This window comes from Bacteroides fragilis, assembly GCF_019583405.1.
Classification (GTDB): Bacteria; Bacteroidota; Bacteroidia; order Bacteroidales; family Bacteroidaceae; genus Bacteroides; species Bacteroides fragilis_B.
In genome coordinates, this window is record NZ_SZUU01000005.1 from 330843 (window position 1) to 355344 (window position 24502).

Sequence of the window (24502 nt, forward strand, 5' to 3'; positions counted from 1 at the left end):
AGTTATGAGAATCACGAATCTAATCTGGGCAGCAATGCTTTTTGCACCGCTGTCCGCCTTTGCACAGCAACAAAAGGAGAATCAGTTTACAATTGATGCACAAATACGTACTCGTGGTGAATACCGCAATGGAGTGTTGAACCCCCGTCCCGAAGGCGCAAGTCCGACTTTCTTTATCAACGAGCGGGCACGGCTATCCTTAGGTTATCAGCGCGATCGCCTGCAAATGAAACTTGCTGCACAGCATGTAGGGGTGTGGGGGCAGGATCCGCAGATCGATAAAAACGGACGGTTTATTTTGCACGAAGCTTGGGCACGGCTTGATTTTTCAAAAGGTCTGTTTGCGCAGTTGGGGCGTCAGCCACTCTCGTATGATGATGAACGTCTGCTTGGCGGACTGGACTGGAATGTGGCAGGCCGCTTCCACGATGCATTGAAATTGGGGTATGAAAGCAAGATGCACAAGTTGCATTTGATACTGGCTTTTAATCAGAATAATGAAGATCGCTCCTATGGTGGCACTTATTATGCTCCCGGTGGACAGCCTTATAAAACTATGCAAACGGTATGGTATAATGGCCGGTGGGCTAAAGATTTCACTGCTTCACTGCTTTTTATGAATACCGGATTTGAAACAGGGACGGAAGAAAAGGGTAAAACTGCTAATATGCAGACGATGGGTACTTATCTGGTGTATACACCCGGGGCATGGTTGCTGAACGGTAGCGTCTATTACCAGTCGGGTAAAAACAAAGCCGACAAGAAGGTATCCGCTTATATGTTCAGCTTGAAAGCCGGGTATAAGATTGATCCAAAGTGGAGTGTAAGCCTCGGCACGGACTACCTGAGCGGAGATCCCGACAGTAAGAAGGTAACTACTTTTGATCCGCTTTACGGGACACATCATAAATTCTATGGAGGAATGGATTATTTTTATGCATCGGCTTATAACAAAGGTTTGTGGGACAAAATACTCAGTGTTGATTTCAAGCCGACCCCAAAGATAGGGTTCTCACTGAATTATCACCATTTTTCTACGACTTATGACGTAACGGCCACAGACGGTAAAGAAGGACGCAGTCTGGGATCGGAGTTCGATTTGCAGGTAGATTATACTTTGATGGAAGATGTAAAACTGACAGCCGGTTATTCGACCATGCTTGGAACTAAATATATGGACATTGTAAAAGGTGGCAGCCATAAGAGCTGGCAGGACTGGGGATGGCTGACACTGAACATCAATCCGCGTATTTTATTTACCAAGTGGTAGGATTGGTACGGGAGAAAATGCTATCTTTGCTAAAAAGACAAGCATTGTGGTAAAAGTAGAGTTTACAGACGAATATCAAAAAATCTTGTGGCAGATATCTTTATTTAAGGATATGGATGTCAGTTTGCAACGTCGGCTGCCTTTGGAACTGGAACTTTCGGTGTACGAGGTTGCCAGGAAAGAGGTCGTATTGAAGCAGGACACCTATTGCAATCATTTGTATGTATTGCTGAAGGGAGAACTGGAGGTCAATATCGTTGATGTGGCAGGAAATCTGGTGAAGGTAGAAGATATTCGTGCTCCCCGTGCTTTTGCCACTCCCCATCTGTTTGGAGACAAGAATCTTTTGCCTGCTACGTTTACTGCCAGCGAAGATTCTGTTTTGCTGATGGCTACCCGTACTTCCGTTTTTAAGTTGATCAGTTCCGTGCCCGATTTACTGCACCGTTTCCTGTGTGTCACAGGCAATTGTAACAAGTGTACAGTCACCCGTCTGAGGATTCTTTCTTACAAGATGCTGCGTAGCCGTTTGGTTTATTACTTCATGGAGCATAAGATTTCTCCGAATACAGCCCTGTTGGAACACAATCAGGTTCAATTGGCAGAATATTTAGGAGTGACGCGTCCGGCACTCTCGAAGGAGATAAATAAGATGATGAAGGAGGGGCTGATTTCGATTAATAAGAAAGTAGTGACGTTGGAAGATATGGCGGCACTCAAAGAATATATCTGAAACGGTATCTGCTATAGATACCGTTTCAGTGCTTTACTCCAGATTTTATATCCCTCTTCTGTCAGGTGTAATCCGTCTGTAGTCAGTTCTTTTCGCATCACGTTGCTGCCTTTTTCCGTAAATAATGGAAAGAGGTGGATAAAAGGTATTTTCTTTTCTTTGGCAAGTGCTTCGAGTTTGCGGTTAATTTCGGGTATCAGGTCAGTTTTTCCGGTCATCGTTTTATATCGTCCGAACGATTCGTTGATAGGCAGAAGACTCTGTATGTAGAGTTTGGTACATGGCGATTCGGTCTGGATTTTCTCTATGACTTTGGTTATCAAACTTACTACACTATCGGTGCTCAGGTCGTGTGAAACATCGTTGATTCCGGTCATCAGGAAAAGTTTCTGAGGGGTCCCCGGTAATATCTGAAAAAGACGTTGACAGATTCCCAACGCTTCGTCACCAATGATCCCCCGATTCCTTATGTTCTTTTTATTTAAGCGTTTGCTCCAGTCTCCACCGTTTTCTGTGAGGCTGTTACCCACCATCACAACATCTTTCGGACCGATGGGCGCTTCTGCTTCAAATTGCAGGAAACGTTTGTAATAATGATCTGTATATACTTGTGCCGGAGGACAGATAGAAGCGGCTACTGCATTGGCTACCAGCGAACGGAGACGAACTACACTGTGACCGTCCTCCGGATGAACGGCGTTGACCAGCAGAATGACAGCCGTGTCGTTATCCGGATCGATGATGATTGAAGTTCCTGTATACCCTGTATGTCCAAAGGTATTCGGACCGAAAAGGTCGCCTTTATTTGAGGCATAGGGGGAAGAAACATCCCATCCCGGAGTACGCCCGAATCCGGCCAGTTCACGGGGAACTGTACACATGGTTTTTACTCCCGGTGGGCTGAGGATACGGCGTCCATTATATTCACCTCCGTTGAGAAGAGCGGCTGCGAGGATGCCCATGTCATTCGCATCGGAGAAGACACCTGCATTGCCGGAAATTCCCCCGTTCAGGATACGTGCCAACGGATCGTGTACTTGTCCGCAGAGTACGCTTCCGTCTTTTTGCCTTTCGGTAGGCGCAATCCGGTCCATCCAGGGATAGGCTACCGTATTTATCCACTTTCCGTCTTTCTGTTGTATAGTAGGCAGATAATCCGTGTGCCGCATTCCCAGTACATCAAAAATATTCTTTTTGGCAAAGTCTCGCAAGCTTTGCCCGGTAATGGTCTCGATAATATGTTGCAAAGTGATGTAATTAAGGCAACTATACTGAAAGTTTGTTTGAGGTTTGAAATCGCGTTTGCAAGTGGAAATATACTCCATCAGTCCTTTGGGATTAGGAGAACCATATTTCTCCTGTAACTCGGATACCGGTGCGTATGGGGGAAGACCTGAAGTATGTGTCATAAGGTCTATAATACGAATGTCCCTCTTCTCACCGTTTTCTCCGCGCCATTCCTGGAAATCGGGGAGGTAGAAACTGGCACGATCGAGCAAACGCAGTTGTCCGCGCTCGATCAGGATCATGGCCGAAACAGCTGTTGATATTGATTTACTGCAGGAAGCCATGTCGAAAACGGTATTTATTTCCATCGGCTCCACATTGGGATAGATCCGTTTATTGCCATAAGCTTTGAGGTAAGCCATTTTGCCATGACGGACGACAGCAAGTACGGCTCCCGGTATTTCTTTGTGATCGATTGCCCGTTGAATAGCTTTATCGGCATGTAACAGACGGTGAGAGTCCATGCCCACTTGTTCGGGGGCTACACGTGGCAGAGATTGTGCCAGAGCTTGCAAGCTGCAAAGCAAGATTGAAAAGGTAGTGAGTAAAAACCTCACACCTTTCCCCTCTCTTGTCGAGAGAGGAGAAAAGTTGATTTTGTTTTCCATACTCAATGGTATTGTGGGTTAGAGTGGTTCGGTTATCCGGCTTTATAAGCATCTATTGCTTTTTTCACGGAACCGTGCATCAGCAACAATGCTTTTGCTTTATCATATTCAAGTCCGAGTTCTTCAATAATCATACGAGTACCACGGTCTACGAGCTTCCGGTTGCTGAGCTGCATGTTGACCATCTTGTTACCTTTCACGCGTCCTAATTGAATCATAACCGAGGTTGTGATCATATTCAGGATCATCTTTTGTCCCGTTCCCGATTTCATGCGTGAACTGCCCGTCACATATTCGGGACCTACAATCATTTCGATGGCTATATCGGCCTCAGCTGCCATCGGAGAATTTGGGTTGCTGGTAATGCAACCGGTGAGGATGCCATGTTCGCGGGCAACATGCATAGCTCCGATTACGTAGGGAGTTGTACCTGAAGCTGCAATACCAATGACAGTATCTTTGTCATTGATGTTATGTTCCGTCAGTTCTTCCCAGCCCCGGGAGGTATTATCTTCGGCATTTTCTACCGGATTGCGCAAAGCTGTATCTCCGCCTGCTATCAGGCCGATAATCAATGTGGGGGGCATACCGAAGGTCGGTGGGATTTCTGAAGCATCAAGTACTCCGAGACGTCCGCTGGTACCGGCTCCCATATAAAAAATGCGTCCTCCCTGTTTCATTCGGGGAACTATCTGCATGACTAACTTCTCTATTTGAGGAATTGCTTTCTGTACGGCAAGAGCTACTTTCCGGTCTTCCGTATTGATGTCTTCCAGTATTTCGCGGACCGACTTCTTTTCAAGATCGTCATAAAGCGAGGGTTGCTCGGAGATTTTGATGAAAGAAGTTTTATTTGATTTTTCTATATTACTATTCATGTTTTTGTTCTTTATTCGTATTTCTATTCATGAAATTTGATCAATCCTTCCATCGGACTTTTGATAATGGTTCCTAAGTGTACTCCCATTATTTTACACGCTTTGGACAGTAACTCTTTGTAGTAGAATGCTACTGAACCGATAAAATGAACCGGGGCGTGCCGGTAATCGTACTGCATCACGTTACGCTTCAGGAATTTCTTGAAACTGTTAAGAACTAATTCCCGTATGGCCGGTTCGTCAAGATGCTGAACCAAAAATGGGGAAAAACTTGCAAGGAAACGGTTGGGGAATGGTTTCCGGTATACCCGGTCGATGATTTCGGCAGGGGTCAGATTGAACTGTTCCAGAAATTTTTCTTTAAGTCCCGGAGTCATCTGGTTTTTAAGGATATCGCCTACCAGTAGTTTGCCTAATACCGCGCCACTGCCTTCATCGCCCAATATAAATCCTAAAGGAGATACATTACTGACAATGTTTTTACCGTCGTAATAACATGAATTTGATCCTGTACCCATGATACAGGCAATTCCCGGTTGATGACCGCACAAACTTCTTGCGGCGGCGAGCATGTCCGTGCTGACCTCGATTTCTCCACTAACTTGCAGATGCGAGGCTATGGCTTTACGCATTGTCTCTATTTTGTCGGGAAATGCGCAACCGGCCCCGTAAAAGTGAACAGCCTCGAACCTGTTTGTCTTTAACTGAGGAATCAGTGCTGTTGCTATTTCATTACTGATTTCTTCTTCAGACTGAAAGAAAGGATTGGTACCTTTCGTAAAAATCTGCTGGACTAACTGTCCATGTTCTACCACGCACCAATCGGTTTTGGTAGAACCACTGTCTGCTATTAATATCATATCTTTATATATATTTTTTTCTTATACAGAATATATCCGATACACCAGTTCAGCCCTACGAACAAGATTGCGAATGCCAGAGAACCGGGATAGTCGCCAAGCAAGGGTTGAAGGATGATTTTGTATACGAATCCGTGAAGGCTGATGCTACCTTCATCGTAAGGTAGCATTATGCTGCCCAAAAGGATGGAGAGAACGGCTCCCATCACATAAATGAATAAGGGATTGACACCGAATGATTCGAAGAACCGGCTCCAGCGCGTATAACCTTTCACATCAATGATCCATACGAGCAATGCCAGGAAACTGGATGCCAGTCCACAGGTGACAATAGCGAAGGTCGGTGACCATATCTTCTTGTTGATAGGACAACCGTAGCTAAGCAGGAATCCGGCGAAAGTGAGAATAGTGCCAATAAGGAATAGACGCTCTATCTTTTCATGGATATCCTTTACTTCCATCAGGAGCTTACCTACACAGAAACCTATCAGTACGTGTGCTATTGAAGGGATAGTACTTAACAGGCCTTCCGGATCAATGCCATTGTCCTTGTACATATGTGCCTCACCCAATACGGCACGATCCACTATCGATAGGATGTTACTACTATTGTATTCGAATCCGTTTCCGTTGATCAGGATAATGAAGTAGCCGATCAACAGGATGGCAATCAGATAGGGGATGTATTTATGCTTCATGATTAAAGCGATGATGGCTGTTGCACCGTAACAAAGCGCCAGTCGCTGCATGACACCCAAGATGCGGATGTGTCCGAAGGTCCAGACCGACTCACCCAGACGGGAGAAGAATGAGATGTCCTCACCGGAGAATGAATTCCAGGTACGGCAAAACATGGAGAACCATGCAATTCCTAAACCTATGACAAAGATTACAATGGTTCTTTTAAGTATTTTCAAAGCGGCGGAGTGACTGAACTCGAAGTTATACTTTCTTAATGAGATGTAGGTAGAAATACCCATGATAAACATAAAGAAAGGAAATACCAGATCGGTCGGGGTCAAGCCGATCCATGCCGCATGTCCAAGGGGAGCATATACGTAGTTCCAGCTACCGGGGTTGTTAACCATAATCATACCTGCGATCGTGATGCCTCGTAATACATCAAGGGCGAGAAGGCGTTTGTTGACTGTTTGATTCATTGTGTATTCTTATTTAAGTGTTAAGTTCTTTTCTTGTTTTATAGGGCGGCTACACTGATCTACCAGATATGCAATCGATACATAGGGGATACCGGTATTAGTGGCCAGACCGATTTCACAGGTGCGACTATTCGAATAACCGATACCGATACCAGCTTTCGTTAATTGCGGACGCAGCTTGCGTAAAGCATAAGAGTTGAGTTCCGGTTGGGTGAATCCTTTGTCTCCGGCAAAGCCACAACAACCGACCTCTTCCGGAATAAATACTTGAGTTGAACAAAGTTTTGCAAGTGAGATTAGTGTATTTGCCAATCCCATTTTGCGCATGGAACATGTGATGTGTATAGCAATCGGACGATCGGTTGGGATAAACTCCAATTTGCTCCGCAAGAAAGTATAAATGAATTCTGCCGGTTCATATAACTTTATCTTTTGGATAGTGGCACGCATGCGGTGTAAGCAAGGACTTTGGTCACAAATAACCGGATAACGCCCCTGTTCGCTGGCTTCCCATAAAGCGGCTTCCAGTTCGGCCGATTTACGGTCGGCAATATCCAGCATGCCTTTGCTCTCCCAAATAGTTCCGCAACAGAGTTTTTCCATTTTTGGGGGGAAGATGACTTCGTATCCGGCTTTCTGAAGCAGTGAGAGCATTTGCTTTACCAGAGGTTGATCTACAGGAGATTTCTTGGCCAGTCCCATTGTTTGATTGATGCAACTGGGAAAGTAGACTACCTTATCATTCATTGTTGGCGTCTTAGCATTTTTCCGTATTTTATAGCTCTTGGGCATGGCTGGTGTCCATTGTGGAAGTCCCCATGTATTGTGCATTTTCTGAGTAATGAAAGTCATTGTTGGAGTTCCCAGTAAGCTGTGCGCCGCATTGGCAAGTGATAATACGGGACGTAAAGTGCTTTTTATTCCTGCAAAATGATTGGCGACAAACTTACCGACTTTGTAACCGGTACTCCCGGAAGGAAGTTCGACCTGGCGTAAAATATGGGTCAGGTCACCGGTATTGATACCCATCGGACAAGACATGGAACACAAACCGTCACCCGCGCAGGTTTGGTTGCCCGGATATCGGTATAACTCAGATAACGTTTTTAGTAACTGTGGATTCTCACCGCTTTTTTTCAGGCGTGAGATTTCTCTTTGTATAACGATACGTTGTCGTGAAGAGAGCGTAAATCCGCACGACAGGCAGTTTACCTCACAGAACCCGCATTCGATGCATCGGTCTATTTGTTTGGTTACTTTGGTATCTTTTCCTATCGTCAATGGAGAGAGGGGTTTGAAGTGCTTGATATGGCATTCGGGATCATCATTAAAGATAACTCCCGGGTTAAATAATCCTTTGGGGTCGAAGAGCTGTTTTACTGCTTTCATGATTGCGTAAGCCTCTTCTCCCCATTCGTATTTTACAAATGGAGCCATATTTCTTCCTGTGCCGTGTTCGGCTTTTAGCGAACCGTCATATTTGCCTACTACCAAATCTATTACATCATTCATCAGGGCTTCGTACCGTTTTACCTCAGCCTCACTGCTGAATGACTGGTTGATGATAAAATGGTAGTTGCCTTCCAGGGCATGACCGTAAATGCAGGCATCATCGTATCCGTGGCGGGCGATGAGCTGTTGCAGTTCGGCGGTTGCTTCGGGAAGATCCTCGATATGAAAAGCAACGTCCTCGATCAGGCAAGTCGTTCCCGAAGGGCGTGTTCCACCTACAGATGGGAAAATACCTGCCCGAATTGCCCAGTATTTTGAATATTCTTCGGGCTGATCCGTAAAATGGACCGGAATATATGTATCGAATGCTTTTAATGCCTCCTCGATGATGGCGATATTCTGATTGAGTTCTTCCTGTGTACATGCTTTGGTTTCGGTCAGGACAGCGGTCAACCCTTCTCCTGTCGGATCATTGACTGAAGCCAAGGATTTCCAGTCGAGTAATTCCGCACCTTTTACAATCCATTCTCCATTTGCGTTGACGAGTCTTTTCATAGCTACCACTGCACGGCATGCCTCTTTGATATCGCTGAAGTAGAGCATGGCACTGGCTTTATACGGATAGTCATACTCTGTTTTCATGGTTACACCGGCAAGGAAAGCCAGTGTACCTTCCGAACCTACCATCAGGTGAGCGATGATGTCGAAAGGATCGTCGTATACGAGGAACGGGAGAATATTCAGGCCTGTTACGTTCTTGATTGAATATTTGTAGCGGATGCGTGCGCTTAGTTTTTCGTTACTACGTATCTGGTCGCGGAGTTCGCAGATGCGCTGGAGGAATTCGGGATAGTCTTCTTTAAAATTCTCACGTGATTCCTGACTATCTGTATTGAGATAATATCCGTCAGGAAATATGATATGTACAGATAGCAACATTTTATCACTGTTGGCATGTGTTCCGCAGTTCATACCCGAAGCATTGTTCATCACGATTCCACCCACCATGGCACTTTTTATAGAAGCCGGGTCCGGGGCAAATTTACGTCCGTAAGGTGCTAAAATCTCGTTTACCCGCTGTCCGACAATGCCGGGCTCCAGATAGATTTTTTCGTGGTCGGGTGAGAGTTCGTAGTTTTCCCAACCTTTTCCGGCTATAATCAGAACAGAGTCACTAATGGCTTGGCCCGAAAGACTGGTTCCTGCTGCACGGAAAGTAACCGGTATATTGTGCCGGTCGGCCAGATAGATGATTTCTATTACTTCGTCATCATTGATTGAATGAATTACGATTTGAGGAATCAGTCGATAGAAACCGGCATCTGTCCCCCACGCCAAACGATGGAGTTCGTCAGTAAATAATCTGTCTCGCGGGATAAATCGTCCGATATCTTGCAAGAACGCACTGTAGTTTCTTTCCATTTTCATTGTTTCTCTGTTTGTTCGGCACTCAGCCCAGGTTTTTATTTATATAAATAGTACTTTTTCGATAGCCGTCGGAAGTCGTCGACATCTTTGTACCAGTAATCGCGGACATCTTCCCAACGGTTGCGTTGACTGAAACGCTCGCGTATCTCTTTAGAGCCACTGACGAGATCGAACATACGGAAGCGCTTTTTATCGGCATGGCCGAATACGGCACGATCCGGATAGAGGGTAGCTACCTCCTGCATCACGTAGAACTGTATTTCGCTCAGTGATACTTTGTTAAAGTCTACAAGATGCACTTGTACACCTTGCATATGCTCTCCTTTACCTACAGAGTAGAAAGGCTTAAGATGTATCGGGCGGAATATTACTCCTGGCAGATGCAAGCGGTTGAGGTTATCTGCCAGTTTCTCTGCCTCCACCCAAGGGGCAGCAAACATTTGGAACGGGATGGTGTATCCTACACCGATCGACATATAACCCAGTTCGCCGAGTATTCCGGATACCGGATAAAAGAAAGCGGAATGCGGGTGTGGGATATGGGGAGACGAAGGAATCCACTGTAGTCCTGTCTGCACATAGTCCATCTTGCGCTTCCAGCCTTTCATCTTCACGACGTGCAAGTTACATGGTTTACTTAACATTTGTTCGCCATTGAGCATCAGAGCCAACTCACCACAAGTAAGTCCGTAAAGATACGGAATTTTAAATTGGCTGACAAAAGATATACATCCATCTTCTACCACATTCCCTTCAATTTTTAATCCACCTATGGGATTGGGGCGATCGAGAACAATAAACTCTTTGCCATTTTCGGCAGCAGCCTCCATGGCTACGCCCATCGTACTTATATAAGTGAATGAACGACAACCGATATCCTGTATGTCATATACTAGTACATCGATGTCTTTTAGCATTTCGGGTGTCGGCTTGCGTGTCTTGCCATAAAGCGAATAGACGGGTAATCCGGTAGTGGGATCGTTTGTGTTATCTACTTTATCACCGGCGTGTACATCACCCCGTACACCATGCTCGGGTCCATAAAGGGCTACCAAGTTGACGTTGGGTGCTTCGTGCAGAATGTCAATGGTAGATCTTAACTGATTGTCAACACCGGTCGGGTTGGTAATCAGCCCTATGCGTTTTCCCTCAAGGCATTTGAAATTTTGTTCTTTCAGGACCTCAATCCCGGTTTTAATGCGGATTCCCGGAGGTATTACTCCTGGTTCGGCTCCCTGAGAGAAGGAAGCGGAGGTTATGAAGACGAAAAGAGTGAATAATATCTTTAATATACTTTTTTTATGTGTCATATTCTTAGTCCGTTTTTAAATGTTCTGTAAATAGAAGTGGGCTTATTTTATTTTTGAGAGAGTGTTCTCCTCTTTCTTACCATAGTTGGGATCTATCTTAATAAAGGCGCATACGGTTATTGTTGTGGCACAACAAGCCATTACCCAGATGAAGAAGTTTTCGTATCCAATCAGTTCTTGTAACCAACCGGCAGCCATACCCGGCAGCATCATACCCAATGCCATGAAAGCGGTGCAGATGGCATAGTGTGCTGTCTTATGTTCACCATCGGAGTAGTAAATCAGGTAAAGCATGTAGGCTGTGAACCCGAAGCCATAACCGAACTGTTCAATAAATATGCATAGATTGATTATCACAAAATTTTGTGGTTGGAAGTAGCCTAAATATACGAAGGTAAGGCAAGTCAATGAAAGGCTCCACGCCATTGGCCAAAGCCACTTTTGTAATCCTCCTTTGGCTGCGCAAATACCTCCGATAATCCCTCCCAAGGTTAGTCCGATAATACCGATAGTGCCGTAGACTAATCCGACTTCGGCTGTTGTCAATCCCAGTCCGCCTTTGTCAATAGGATCGAGCAGGAATGGATTTATAAGCTTCACTAATTGTGCTTCCGGAAAACGGTAGAATAACATGAAAAGGATGGCAACTCCTGCTTGTTTTTTGCGGAAGAAGGAAGCGAAGGTTTCTATGAACCCACTGAAAATGGCACTGGCACTATTTTCACCTACTACTGCTTTATCGCTGTCGGGCTTTGGCAATATACATTTATGATACAGACAGAAGGCGAGGAAGAGTCCCGCCAGAATAAAGAACGTGATACTCCATCCATATTTAATGCTGCCTGTCCATATTTCGAGTCCACCTGCGAGCATCACCAGCAAACCTTGTCCGGCAATTGTGGCTATGCGATAGAAAGTACTGCGGATACCGACATAAAGTGCCTGATCCTGCACGTTGAGCGCTAACATGTAGAATCCGTCGGCAGCAATGTCATGCGTAGCCGAGCTAAATGCCACCAACCAAAAGATGGCAAGGGTGGTTTGGAAGAAGTTTGACATCGGAATGGTGAAAGCAATTCCTGCCAGTCCTGCACCTACCAATAGCTGCATGCTAACTATCCACCATCGTTTAGTCTTTAATAAATCGACAAACGGGCTCCAGAAGGGTTTAATCACCCATGGTAAATAGAGCCAAGAGGTGTAAAGGGCGATGTCAGTGTTGGAGATACCTAAATTTTTGTACATAATTACCGAGATAGTCATAACAGCTACATAAGGCAATCCTTGTGCAAAATAAAGAGTTGGAATCCATGCCCATGGCGATATATTTTTGTTTTTCATGATAATGGTGTGTTTTTAATAAAGTTTATCTATCGTTGCACCGATGTAATAATGCAGCAAGATAGTGTCGTATGTATAACCTTGCTCACCCATGACGGCTGCTCCTATCTGACAGAGCCCCACTCCGTGTCCCCATCCGGCTCCGGTAAGGATAAAGCGTTCCGGTATACCGTTTATGGTGTCTGCTTTATCAATGATGAAGGCGGAGCTATATAGGTGTGAGGTAGAGAGAGTACGACGTATTTCCAGTTCTTTGCCAATGGTTACGGTTCGTTTGGTGCCTATAATTTTGAGTTTGACAAGTCGTCCGGAAGTTCCCCGTTCCACAGGAACCAGGTCGAGAATTTGTCCGTAGTCGATGCCCGAGCGTTTTAGAATAAGTTCGGAAAGTTCTTTCTGTCTGTATTCTACTTTCCAACGATAAAAGTCGGTGGTTTCTTGATCATAATTATTCAATACTTGAGACAATACTTTCTTGTCTTTCGTATTGCAGAAAGCTTCGGGTGAAGTACGTATCCATCTCTCGGCTTCGGCTTCTATTCGAAGGTCGGGTAAATGGGTTACTGCTTTGCTATCTCTTTGTTTGGATAGATACGGGTGTTTGATATCCTCCCAACAATATTGAAACTCTTCGAAGGCACCACCACAACATTTGGAAAAGCGTGCGTCACAAATGATCCCTTCCGACATAAGTACCTGTCCTCGGGTGGTAGAGATGGCTTGTTTCACTATTTCGGTTGAGGAACGAGTAATACCCTGGTAGCGTTGGCAGTGATCGTCGGCACAGACATCAAAGTGGATATGTGTGTCACGTTCATACCAGCGGATCATGATCTCATTCTCTGCCTTTTGCGTAGAGAGAGAGGCAGAAGATAAAGGGGCTGGTGCTTCCTCGGAAGTGGTACTGCTTTCTTCTCTATTTTTGGAATGGGGGAGGGAAAGTCCCGCTAATAGCCAGCTTCTTGAAATCACTGCATGTGCTTTCAGGAGTTCCAAGCTTGCCGTTGCACTCATTTCTGAAGAAATTACACTGGTCAGGTAGTTTTCCACGTGAATTACGTTAATTCCCGTTAACTTTTTATTTTCGACAATAATTTTCAGAGCTCCGATAAAGCGTTGGTTTTCTTTTCGTTCCCAATGGAAATTGATACCGATGGTGACATCCAACAGTTCGAAAGCATCACTTTCTTCGTGTAGAGGTTCAAACAGCAGTTCGTCATATGAATGCCCTTGCCAGAGGATATGCCCGTTATCATAGGTCACAACTTGCTTGCCACTGACCTCTTCCCCGTTGATATGATAAGGGTTCAGCAGTATGAATTCGATTTGAGGTTCGGACAAAATGCCGACCTGTACTTTAGGCTCTTTCATAATTGTTGTTTTATGTGTTCTATCAATATGCGGAAGGCCGCAGGTTTCAAACATACTTCACCGAGAATGTCGGCAATATCATTTGCTGTTATCTTTTCAAAGTCTTTCTCCAGTGGAGTGATGAATACTCCACCCATATCCACTGATGCAGGGCTGATCAGGATATTGGCATCCCCTTCGGCTGTGTAGCAGGAGGGACGGTGTTTGTCGCGTGGAAAGATGCAGGCAACCCAGTTTCTTTGTTCTTTCCATACCAATACATTCATCATAGGTTCATTTTCACCAGATTTTGAGGGCATGGCCTGATATACGGTATTGAACAGCATTATAGCTGTTTCTTTGCTTCCCGCCTCAATCAATAGAGTAGTACGGGGATAATCGTTTAGAGCCCAAAGAGTAGCATCTTTACAGGTGATTATCTTCTCCGTCCTTTTCTCTTTCCATTCTTGTTCGATGGTTAGAAAACCTTTGTTACCTGCTTGAAAATGCATATGGTCGGGGGCTGAAGCACCACATTTGGGACCGTTGTAGAAGATGACATAATCTTCGGCATAAGCAGCCAAGTCGATCATATCGCCAAAGCGATGCAAGATGTGTTGATCAATATGCTGTAGTTCGGGAACTGTCAAATGCTTGGGAAAGATAGGAAATGGATTGACCAATATCTGGTAGTGTTCTCCGAAGAGAATTCCTTTTTGCATAGGTGGAAGGTTGGCCGGACACAAGAAACATTTACGTTCTTGAATTGATTTACTATCTACCTTGGCAGCTGAGGAAACAATACGTGCCGGGTTGAACTGTATTTTATACAGGCAGCCGTTCACTTCCACATCTTTTACTCTTACTCGTTTCAGTGCATCGTAATTGTTCTGTGCCATCTCCCAAGAGGAGAGCTGTTCGCTCAGTAGAATATCTATCTCCTTGTTCATCTTTGTTTCTTATTTAATGTAATTCGTGCCTGCAGTTCCCAAGTGCGTATACGGTCTTTGTAAAGGTTGTGAGCATTCATTTTTACAATGTCGAGAGAGGCATCCGAGTTGTCATCCCAACGGCGGCATAGGTAAACGACCTCGTATACGCGTCCGATCTGATATCGGCGTGAAAAATTCAATCCTAACGCATAATCTTCACCATAGCTGGTATTGGGTACTTTTACTTCACGTAGTACTGGTGTGTAAAATGCGCGGGGAGCACCTAATCCATTGATACGTAGTGCATTGTTTCGCCCGTTTTCTGGTGTCCACTCTTTGTGGTCGATAATGCCCGGAGCGATCATGTTCATATCAAAATCTGTCATCATGTAGGTACCTACTACCATGGCACAATTCTGTTCGTAGAATGCATTGACCATGACTTGCAAAGTACCATCATGGGCATATACATCATCGCTGTCAAGTTGGATGGCAAACTTGCCGCAAAGAGGATGGTGAACACCCAGATTCCAGCAGCCTCCTATACCCAAGTCATTACGTTCAGGGATCAGGTGAATCAGACGTTCATCGTCTTTGAATTCATTAATGGCTTCAGTGGTGCCGTCTGTAGAGTGATTGTCAATAACAATCAGGTTGAATTTGAAATCTGCTTTCTGGCTGAGTACAGAACGGATGGCATCGCGTATGGTACGAATACGGTTGCGTACCGGGATAATTACAGAAGCTTCGTATGGAAAATTACCGGTGCTGAATTCTATTTTTTCGAACTCGGGCTTCAGATAGCCGCCTATCTCTTGCAGGTGTTCGGTACATGCCTCTTCCATTTCAATCTGTCGGTCACGATTTTTTGGATCTACATAATCGAATATTTTTTCACCACTTTTTCGAGTGTCGTTTTCTACTTCCGAATAAAGGTATTCATTGATATGTACCAATAGGTATTTTTGTGAAAGTTTAAGGCGTAGATCGTAGAGTCCAGCAAAGTTATAGTCGGATTTCATTCGCTTGGTGGCTTCTTTTAAGGCTGAGGCTTTGAAAAGGAGGACAGAACCGAAGTTGAAATCGTCACGGAGGCTTCCGAACTGGTAATCGATGACCGGGGCATTACTCTGCTTACCTTCTGTTACTTGATAATGGTCGGCGTATACCATGCCGGCAGCCGAATCTTCGGCAATGTGAATCATCCGCTCAAGGGCAAATAGTCCCAGTTCAAGTGATGTATATTTGGTATAAAGCAATGTGTAACTTGTATCGGAACGGGCAGCAATGGCGTACATGGAGGCGCTATTGGTGAGCTTGTCTACATAGAGTAGTTCGCATCCCGGTAGTGGATCAAAGATAGGTGAGGTGGCAAGAAGGTAGATTTTCTTCACCAAACCTGTTGCCTGTAATCCTTGAACTGTTTTTTCTGCTTGTGCTACTCCCGCGTAAGGGATGAAGCAATTGATTGTTGATTTCATATATGCAAATGTTTTGATTTGTTTTATTCTTTCCACTCGAGTAAGCCTGTTTCACCACTGGTGGCTGTAAACAGTACTTGATGGCGGCTGATGGGGAGTACGGTATTAATCAGTGAATTGCCGATCTTATGTTTCCACAATACCTGTCCGGTACTTGCATCCAATGCAAAGATAAGTCCTTCTTTGGTACTACTGAATACTACACCGTCTTTTTCCATCTGCATGGATGGAGCATGTTCGTAGCCAAAGCCTACGTTGGATGCCCAGATTTCTTTTGGAGTGTCGCTGATAGTGGAATAGCAGACCACACTGTCGTTCATTGTTTTGCTGTAAATTTGTTTTTTGTCTGCAGACAGCCCGATTGTTTCGCGGACCATGGACTGGAAGGTACGCCAAATAGTTTCTCCTGTTTTTAGGCTGATGGCAGTTATGGCACGTTGCGGGTCGGTGATGAATACTTTTCCGTGTGCTGCTACAGGCCATACGGCAGCAGGGGAGAAGTGCATACGAGTCAGCCCGCCGGTCCACTTCCAGAGTTCTTTGCCGTTGGATTTATTGAGAGCATAGAGAGTATTGTCCCATGCACCGAATATGACCTTGTCACCTTCTACCAGAGGTTTCGTTTCGATGTAACCTTTAATGCCGGTATAAGCCCATACTACTTTTCCATTTTTAATGCGAATGGCACGAAAAGTGGAATCGCTGGCACCTATGTAAGCAATACCTTTTTCAATGGTTACTGCTCCCAATACCGGTTGGGAAGCTGTAACCCTCCATCGTTCTTTACCGGTTACGGCATCCAGTCCGTAGATGTTGTGGTCAGCGGAGCCAAAAACAACGATTCCATCGGCTATGGCAGGTGTACCTACAATACGCTTCTCAGATTGGAAATTCCATAATTTACGTCCCTCTTTCAGGGTATAGCAGGTCAGGAAACCCAGGTCATCGCCTACATAAACTCTGTCTTTCCAGAGCGCAGGAGAACAATAGATACCTACACCGGTCTGTACCTGCCAGTCTGCCTTTACTTGTGGATACTCTTTATTTACCGAAAAACTGGGATATTTCACTGCCTTTCCGGTACGGTTATAATAGGATCGGGTGAGCGACAAGGCAGCCCAACGCTTCATTGGTTCACCAATACGTTGTTCGTAAGTAATGATAGAGTCCGGAGTGATATCAAAAATGCCGTAGCCGCCTATACCGTCCTTGTCGCGCAGGTTTGAGCGGGTGAGAATACCCGGTATGCCATCGTACGAGAGGAGACGATTACGATGATAGTGTCCTCCAATGAAAGTACGGATGTTGTACGGACGAACGGCATCGGTGACATCATACCAATTGTCCACATCTCCATCCAGCATAGGGTAGTGGGTGACTAGGATTACAGGCTTGTCTTTTCCGGCTTTATCCATTTCTTGTTTCATCCACGTGATGTCTTGCGGTACTACATGTCCGTAGGCCATACGCATTAGTGGTCCTGAATTGAAGCCTAAAAACAAGAATCCTTTATGTTCGAATTCAAAGCGTTCTCCTCCGAATATTTCGCTGAAAGCGGTACAACCGGAATCACTCCACTTTGTTTCGTGGTTACCTAGTACAACGTAGTATTTCACTTTCAGTTGGTCCAGAATGGATTTTACAAGTAGCATGGTGGTACGATCCCCCTCTTCGGTAAGGTCTCCGGTGACTAACACAAAGTCTATATCCGGTGTAGCATTAATTTGTTCGACGGAACGTTTCAAGTCTTCTGTCGGTTTCGGATTATTGGGACTAAGATGTATGTCTGTTAGCTGTGCGAAGCGGAAAGAACCTGTTACCTGTGCCTGTGTGACAACAGGTAACAGGAAAAACAAAATGATTACGAATATAGAAAGTCTTCTATTCATAGATGATGATTTTATTTGTTATAACTCTACTGTTTATTAACTTTAAAGCTTTCGGGCAAACTCCTTGTGTGGGAGGATTGGAAATCTTCTGTTTTAGTGTTCGAAAAAAGTCAGTATGGCTTTCATCAACAGTTCTCTTTCTGTGGCTGTACGTATTGATTCAAATGGGAATCCCAGTACGCAGGTTTTATAGTTTCCTTTGTAGGCTATGCCGGCACTCAAATTATTTTCTGAATACCGTAGTACGGTGAATGCTCCTTGTGCAGTCGGTTCGATAGCATCTGGTGATTCTACAACATACGATTCTGGGTTCAGCTCCTGATAATAAGTGTAGTTTCCTGTAATTTGTGGGAATGGAGAGGCTACGCTTCTCACTTTTCCGTTACGGGCTGCTTGTCCTACACGCCATTTGTATTTCAATATTTCTCTGGCAAACTTTTGGTCTTTTTTATTTGCTTTCACCAGGTGATTGTCCCACAAGTCGGATCCTACATAAGCACCTGATACGAAAAAGTTACCTCCTGACTGGCAGTAGTCTGTGATGGCATCTTGCATCTTTTGGTTAAATGTTTTAAATTCTAATGGATGGATTCCTCCACGTCCTATTTTGGTCTGGCATTGTTTTCCTAATATAAGATCTACGTATTTATAGTCATTCATACAGGTCTGTTTTTTTCTTTCTTTAAGAGAAGAGGTGGGAGGAGCGATACTTTCGTCACTGCAAGATGTAAACGAGTAGCCTGCTTTCAAAATTGCTTCTCCGTGTATAGCTGGGTAGTCGAATGTATTCCCGGAAATTACCATCGTTTCGTGTGTGCCATAACTGTCACCGAATCCGGAAGCATCGTCGTCCATCCATGGGATCTGCCGTCGGAATTCTTTCATCGGGCCGATGTAGCTAATGTCGCTTTTGTAGGGTACTCCGTGATCCAGTTGGTCTAAGAATCCGGCTAAAGTGTCCGCATCTGCCGTAAAATCTGCAGGGGCACAGATCCGGTCAAATCCATTTATGACTAATACAGTCCCTTTGTCATTAAAAGCTTTTCCAATAGAGAGGATTTCCGATGGAAAACTTTCACCTCCTTTGTTTAAGGCGGTCACTTTGAAACTGCAAACTACGCCCGAAGGGATGACTGTTTGATAGTCTGTGGAATTTACAATCACACCATTATCGAAGTCGCTGTCTCCGATGCGGGTATATACAATATACTGGTCGGCTTTTGCGGTAGTTTCCAACGGATCGTATACCGGTTGCCAGGAGAGTGCGATCCGGTTGCCTTCTTTAAAGCGAAGACTCATGTGATCGACGGGTAAAGGCTGTACTACATATTTCATTTTATATTGTGAACAAATGAACTTCAGCATTCCTTTGTAAATGGCACGGCTTACGGTGAAGCGGAAACGAGGGTCGAGTCCGTAACGCATGTCGGCAAAGTTTTGATGTGACAGTAGTTCCAATAACATCGTTGGCACTCGCGGTACACGTGCTTCGTAATAAGATTGATTCCACATTCCCCGACGTGTCCATTCGGGTTCATATAAGGTACGGATATCTTTTACGATGTTTGATTGTATCAGATCGCATAGATCGCGGGAAGCATATCGTGAAGTACCGTTTGCATATACACCGTTATAGGCCGAAGTCTGGAAAATACCGAGTGTACCGATGATCGTGTCACCAAAAGTGGTGCCTGCATCTGAATGGAAAGCGAAGGCCATGTCCACGGGAATGTTCAGTCCTTTTTCTGTAGGGTTGGCAGCAGAACCTCCTGCGAGGTAGTTCACCCAAATTCCACGTGATTTGTAGTCATCGGTATAATCGTTTTTACCATGACTGTCTGAATAAACGCTGTCCGGTATACCTGCCCATTGCATCCAGTAGCGGGCTGCTTCGCAGAAACGAGGATAACCACTAACCTCGTATGGATAGTCTGCTTGAGGTATCGGATGACAGGTGTCAATTACCATTGTGTCCGAACTTTTTGTATTTTTCGTAGCTCCTTCAACGGAGATTCTCCGGGCAATGTTGCCGTAGCCGCCACCTATTTTTACGGCATCAGCTGTCACCAAGCGTCCTTCTTTAGCCGATTGGTTGCTAAGGACAATTTTACAATCAGTTTTACCGGTACCGAAGTTAAAGGTTCCCAAATAAATCCAAGTTCCTCCACCCATCTGCTGATTCACCTTGAATTGCGATGTACCACTTTGGTGATAGACAGTATAAAGGGCATCTTCCGTACTGTTTTCTAGTGTTTTATAAGAAACGTATACGGCATATCGTCCTGCCCGGGGAATTTCGGGTATCCATTCGGCAGTGCTTATAGTTCCTTTTTTAATAGTTTCAGTCTGGCGGTAAGTACCTTCACGAAAAGGATTCTCGAAATCTTTGTACGTTTCCCTTAAGTGGGCGAATCCTGCTTCTGTCCCATTTCTCCATGCTTGGCTTCCGTTTAGCTCTGAATAAACCGAATGTCTGTCCCTACATCCATCGTTGTCTACGATGATTTCGACAGTTTGTGTGTCTCTTTCACGAGGGAGAAGTACTGTTGCACCTGCGTTTTCAAGCATTGGAACAAGATATGGAAGTACATAACTTTGGGTATATAGATCCTCAACTGTCTGAAATATTCGTGCACGTTGCCACTCCCAACGGGTCAGTTTGGATTCGTAATAAAAACCGTGACTTTGCCACAGGGCGATGTGTCGGTTCTGCAATCCGTATATGGGGGTATACGGAACAGATAACCGTGTAATCAAGGGTGTGTTTACTTTGTGGCTGAATGTTGGAACTTTCTTGCCTTTTTTATTATGAAATGCCAAGGGAATTAGTTCTTCGATGGCATGGTGGTCTGTCCGGATCTGTAATCTGCGTTTTGCCAACTCTGGGGGAAGTAGCGCTTTGACACCTTGGTAGATTTCGGCTACATTGTCTGTACGGAAAGGGATATACGAACAGTTCATGTTGGCGAAAAGTACCAATTCATTTCCTTCTGTCTTGACAGAATCTATACGGATTTTGCCTACAGAAATTTCTTTTCGGGCAGTTTTATTCAGAAAGTCTCCTATCTGTGAACAGAGTTCTTTAGATAGGTCTTGGGCTGCTGCGGCTTGTGGGAATAAGCCGGCTGTAAGCAGCAGAATCAGGGAAGTGTGGATTGGTTTCATTTGTATGTATGTTAAGTTAATTGTTTTTCTTAATCAGGAGGCATAGGCCTATAAAAGTGAACATAGCATTAAATATTAGTAGCTCGTAACTGAATTGATAACCATTGAACCAGGTCTCCGAGTTCTTTTGCAAAATGAAACAGAGGATGGGTGAGAGTATGGCTACCAGGGGGATATATCGGTCACGTACTTGTTTTTTAGTAAAAATGCCAAAGGCGAACAGGCCTAAAATAGGGCCATATGTATAGCTGGCGAGGATGTAGACAGCATCAATAACGCTGGTATTATTCAGTAGATTGAATACGAAGATGACAATTCCCATGACGACTGCCATGCCGATATGTACTCGTTTACGTATCTTTTGTACAGTCTTTTCTGTTTTCCCTTTGCTTCCCAGTATGTCTACGGTGAACGAGGTAGTCAGTGCTGTCAGGGCTGATCCTGCTGCGGAATAAGCTGCTGAAATCAATCCAATGATGAACAAGATGCCCACAATGGCAGGAAAATATCCACCTGTAGCGATCATAGGGAAAAGCTCGTCACTTTTTGCCGGGTTTGCGATGCCCTGGCGTGACGTGAAGATATAGAGCAGTACTCCCAGCATCAGAAATAAGAGGATGATGAAAAATTGGGAGATGCCGCTGGTAATCATATTCTTTTGTGAGTCTTTGACGTTTTTACAGCTTAGGTTACGTTGCATCATGTCCTGGTCGAGTCCTGTCATGGCTATCATTGTAAACACACCGGCAAGAAACTGCTTGAAGAAGTAACGTTTGTCATTTACGTCGTCAAAAAAGAACATACGTGACAGGGAACTGTCGGAGATACTGGAAATCATCTCTGTGAAACTGAGCTGCAGATCGGTGGCAATGTAGTAAATACATAATACGACGGATACTACCAGACAGAATGTTTTCAGTGAATCAGTCCAAATCAGTGATTTCACTCCTCCACGGAATGTATAGAGCCAGACCAATGTTACTGTGAGAATGACATTCAGGATGAAAGGCATGTGAAAAGGTTCGAAAACCAGAAATTGTAATGTGAGGCATACGAGGAATAACCGTACAGCTGCTCCCAGCATTTTGGAGATGAAGAAAAACCATGCTCCTGTCTTATAAGAAGAGGTCCCGAAACGGCTCTCCAAGTACTCATAAATGGATACCAAATTCATCCGGTAGAACAAGGGTATCAAAACAAAGGCTATAACGATTTGTCCGGTTACAAAACCAAGTACCATTTGCAAGTATGAGAAATTACTGACTCCAACCATGCCGGGAACCGATACAAAGGTGACTCCGGATATGCTGGAACCAATCATGGCAAAGGCTACCACATACCAAGCCGACTTGCGGTTACCCACAAAGAACCCTTCGTTATCAGCTTTTCTTCCTGCAATGTATGAAATGGTAAACAATATCAGGAAATAAGCAGCAATAGTGATTAATACCGCTATAGGTGTCATGTTTTTCAGATTAATGAATATAATATTTCCGGTTAAGAGTTAATCAATTGTCTGGATAGAGTAGATAAGGCTTTCGCTGTACTTTGAACTTTTCGACATCCTCTTTCCATCTTGCTTTTATTTCGTCGGCATTTTTGCCCTCTTCTATCATTTTACGTACATAGTCCGTACCGATCAGCAACTCAAAAAATGGTCTGAAGAAATGGTCCCCCATATTTAGATTACGATAGGCATCGATTATGTAGGTTAGGTTTACTCCTTTTTTCCATATATCTTCGTCGCTGAGATTGCTTAGATTTACTCCATGACACAATTTATTAAGTTGTGGTGGGTTCTTTGCTCCTGGGACACTTCGAGGAGTAAAACTGTAGTTGTATCCGGTCATATTAGGATGTCCGTAAACTTGGAAAGGTAAACTGGTCCCGCGTCCCAGACTTACCGGGGTCGCTTCAAAAAAGCAAGTAGAAGGATATAGGTAGATAGCCTTCATATTCGGCAGGTTAGGCGAAGGAGGAATGGGGAGGCGATACATCGTTTGGTGAGTGTAGTTCTTACAAGGAATGACTGTCACATCACAAGTCCGTGAGGAGGGTAACCAACTCTCACCGTTGACCATCAGGGCTAACTCACCCAGTGTCATTCCATGTACAACGGGAATAGGTAATCCGCCTACTCCTGATTTATATTTCATATCCAATATCGGTCCATCGACATAATGTCCGTTCGGATTGGGACGGTCTAAGATAAGAATCTTACGGTTGTATTCTGAACAGGCATCCATCAGCCTTATCATAGATATATAATAAGTATAGAAACGTAACCCTACATCTTGTATGTCTACAATCAATATGTCGAACTTTTGTATGGAACTCTCACTGGGTTTCTTGGATTTTCCATCGTAGAGAGAAAGGATGGGTACTCCTGTTTTTGAATCTACTGTATTGGATACATGTTCTCCGGCATCGGCATTTCCTCGAAAACCATGTTCGGGAGAGAAAATAGCGACTACATTGAACTTGTTTTCCAGCAAAACATCCAGAATGTGCTTGTTTCCTATCATTCCGGTATGATTAGAAAAAATGGCTATTCGCTTATTTTTCAGGATTGGAAAGTAAGCATTGGTTTGTTCGGCACCTACGATTACCTCTTTCTTTTGTGCTTGACAAAAGAGAGTACTGCATAATAAAGTGATTATAAGTAGTATCTTTTTCATAAAAATAGTATTAGCAGGAATTTCTTTGTAGCAAAGATAGTTTTTATTTTAATATCAAAAACATATATTTAGATATATTTTGTATTATAATTAATAATTTGCAAATTGAATCTTTCTCTGAAACTATAGGATAGAATATAAAACTCTTCCTATTTCTATGGTTCAAATTGTCATAGGAATAGGATGAACTTTGTATTTTGCTGAGTATCCCTGATTACCAATCGAGGATGTTGAGGCTTAATTGCAGATTTTGTGCAATTGATAATGTCTTAAAGTATAATTCTCCGCAGCCTGTGCCATTATCATATCCTAAGAGTTGTTCATAAAATGTATTCACATAGCCGGATATATTTCTTTCATTGCGGCATTTAGTGCATGAGAATTGTCACGTACTGAGTTCTGATCTACTCTGTATCTTCATTGACTTCTGTTGGGGGGCAAGTATTTATTTTTTTTCTCCCTGGGAGTTTTAATACACTGTCGGTAATCTACTGGTTTAATGCCTGTATTATTGAGGTTAAATATATAGTTGGCATTTGGAGTTAATCCTTTGATAATATTTGCTTTAAGTAAAGCTCCTATACGGGTATAAGAACTGTTAGTTTAGTCATTTACTGTTTGCTTGAGGATATGAGGCAATGTTGTTTATGCCAACTTCTTGATAAGTTCCATTAGAACTT

The 24502-nt window shown here is 44.1% G+C and carries 16 protein-coding genes; 2 read left to right on the forward strand and 14 right to left on the reverse strand.

The features are described from left to right. The first annotated feature begins 4 nt into the window (after positions 1–4). On the forward strand, positions 5–1270 hold the full coding sequence (locus FDF36_RS13625; protein ID WP_220391681.1) for an alginate export family protein: 1266 nt from the start codon (positions 5–7) through the stop codon (positions 1268–1270). A gap of 46 nt (positions 1271–1316) precedes the next feature. Then, positions 1317–2003, forward strand: a complete 687-nt coding sequence (locus FDF36_RS13630; RefSeq protein ID WP_220391682.1) for a Crp/Fnr family transcriptional regulator — start codon at positions 1317–1319, stop codon at positions 2001–2003. Between the two features lie 11 nt (positions 2004–2014). Here FDF36_RS13630 and FDF36_RS13635 read toward each other — a convergent pair whose 3' ends face one another. The 14 genes from FDF36_RS13635 to FDF36_RS13700 all read right to left on the reverse strand — a co-directional run bounded on the left by FDF36_RS13635 (position 2015) and on the right by FDF36_RS13700 (position 23822). Then, positions 2015–3898, reverse strand: coding sequence for a serine hydrolase (locus FDF36_RS13635; protein WP_220391683.1), 1884 nt, complete (start codon positions 3896–3898; stop codon positions 2015–2017). Between the two features lie 32 nt (positions 3899–3930). Then, positions 3931–4776 (reverse strand): N-acetylmuramic acid 6-phosphate etherase, encoded by an 846-nt coding sequence (murQ, locus tag FDF36_RS13640; protein ID WP_220391684.1) that lies wholly within the window; start codon positions 4774–4776, stop codon positions 3931–3933. 23 nt (positions 4777–4799) lie between these two features. Continuing rightward, positions 4800–5636 carry a BadF/BadG/BcrA/BcrD ATPase family protein gene (locus FDF36_RS13645; protein ID WP_220391685.1) on the reverse strand — a complete coding sequence of 279 codons (837 nt, stop codon included), beginning with the start codon at positions 5634–5636 and terminating at the stop codon, positions 4800–4802. Beyond that, positions 5633–6796, reverse strand: a complete 1164-nt coding sequence (locus tag FDF36_RS13650) for an acyltransferase family protein (protein WP_220391686.1) — start codon at positions 6794–6796, stop codon at positions 5633–5635. Before FDF36_RS13650 ends, FDF36_RS13645 begins: the two co-directional genes overlap by 4 nt. 9 nt (positions 6797–6805) lie before the next feature. Further along, positions 6806–9676 (reverse strand): FAD-binding and (Fe-S)-binding domain-containing protein, encoded by a 2871-nt coding sequence (locus FDF36_RS13655; RefSeq protein ID WP_220391687.1) that lies wholly within the window; start codon positions 9674–9676, stop codon positions 6806–6808. Positions 9677–9711: 35 nt separating this feature from the next. Continuing rightward, the gene (locus tag FDF36_RS13660; RefSeq protein WP_220391688.1) at positions 9712–10986 is read right to left on the reverse strand and encodes an exo-beta-N-acetylmuramidase NamZ family protein; all 1275 of its coding nucleotides are present in this window, start codon (positions 10984–10986) and stop codon (positions 9712–9714) included. A 42-nt stretch (positions 10987–11028) separates the two neighbouring features. Continuing rightward, positions 11029–12327 (reverse strand): MFS transporter, encoded by a 1299-nt coding sequence (locus tag FDF36_RS13665; protein ID WP_220391689.1) that lies wholly within the window; start codon positions 12325–12327, stop codon positions 11029–11031. Between the two features lie 15 nt (positions 12328–12342). Continuing rightward, positions 12343–13698: a SpoIID/LytB domain-containing protein gene (locus tag FDF36_RS13670; protein WP_220391690.1), complete on the reverse strand. Its 1356-nt coding sequence runs from the start codon at positions 13696–13698 to the stop codon at positions 12343–12345. Further along, positions 13695–14627 carry a DUF4922 domain-containing protein gene (locus FDF36_RS13675; protein ID WP_220391691.1) on the reverse strand — a complete coding sequence of 311 codons (933 nt, stop codon included), beginning with the start codon at positions 14625–14627 and terminating at the stop codon, positions 13695–13697. The genes FDF36_RS13670 and FDF36_RS13675 overlap by 4 nt, the downstream gene beginning before the upstream one ends. Next, positions 14624–16090, reverse strand: coding sequence for a glycosyltransferase family 2 protein (locus FDF36_RS13680; protein ID WP_220391692.1), 1467 nt, complete (start codon positions 16088–16090; stop codon positions 14624–14626). The genes FDF36_RS13675 and FDF36_RS13680 overlap by 4 nt, the downstream gene beginning before the upstream one ends. 23 nt (positions 16091–16113) lie before the next feature. Continuing rightward, entirely contained in the window at positions 16114–17979 is a 1866-nt protein-coding gene (locus tag FDF36_RS13685; RefSeq protein WP_220391693.1) for an outer membrane protein assembly factor BamB family protein, read from the reverse strand. Positions 17980–18072: 93 nt separating this feature from the next. After that, positions 18073–21144: a golvesin C-terminal-like domain-containing protein gene (locus FDF36_RS13690; RefSeq protein ID WP_220391694.1), complete on the reverse strand. Its 3072-nt coding sequence runs from the start codon at positions 21142–21144 to the stop codon at positions 18073–18075. A 16-nt stretch (positions 21145–21160) separates the two neighbouring features. After that, positions 21161–22609: a sodium:solute symporter gene (locus tag FDF36_RS13695; protein ID WP_220391695.1), complete on the reverse strand. Its 1449-nt coding sequence runs from the start codon at positions 22607–22609 to the stop codon at positions 21161–21163. A 43-nt stretch (positions 22610–22652) separates the two neighbouring features. Continuing rightward, a complete protein-coding gene (locus FDF36_RS13700; RefSeq protein ID WP_220391696.1) occupies positions 22653–23822 on the reverse strand; it encodes an exo-beta-N-acetylmuramidase NamZ family protein in 1170 nt (389 codons plus the stop codon). Between the last annotated feature and the right edge of the window lie 680 nt (positions 23823–24502).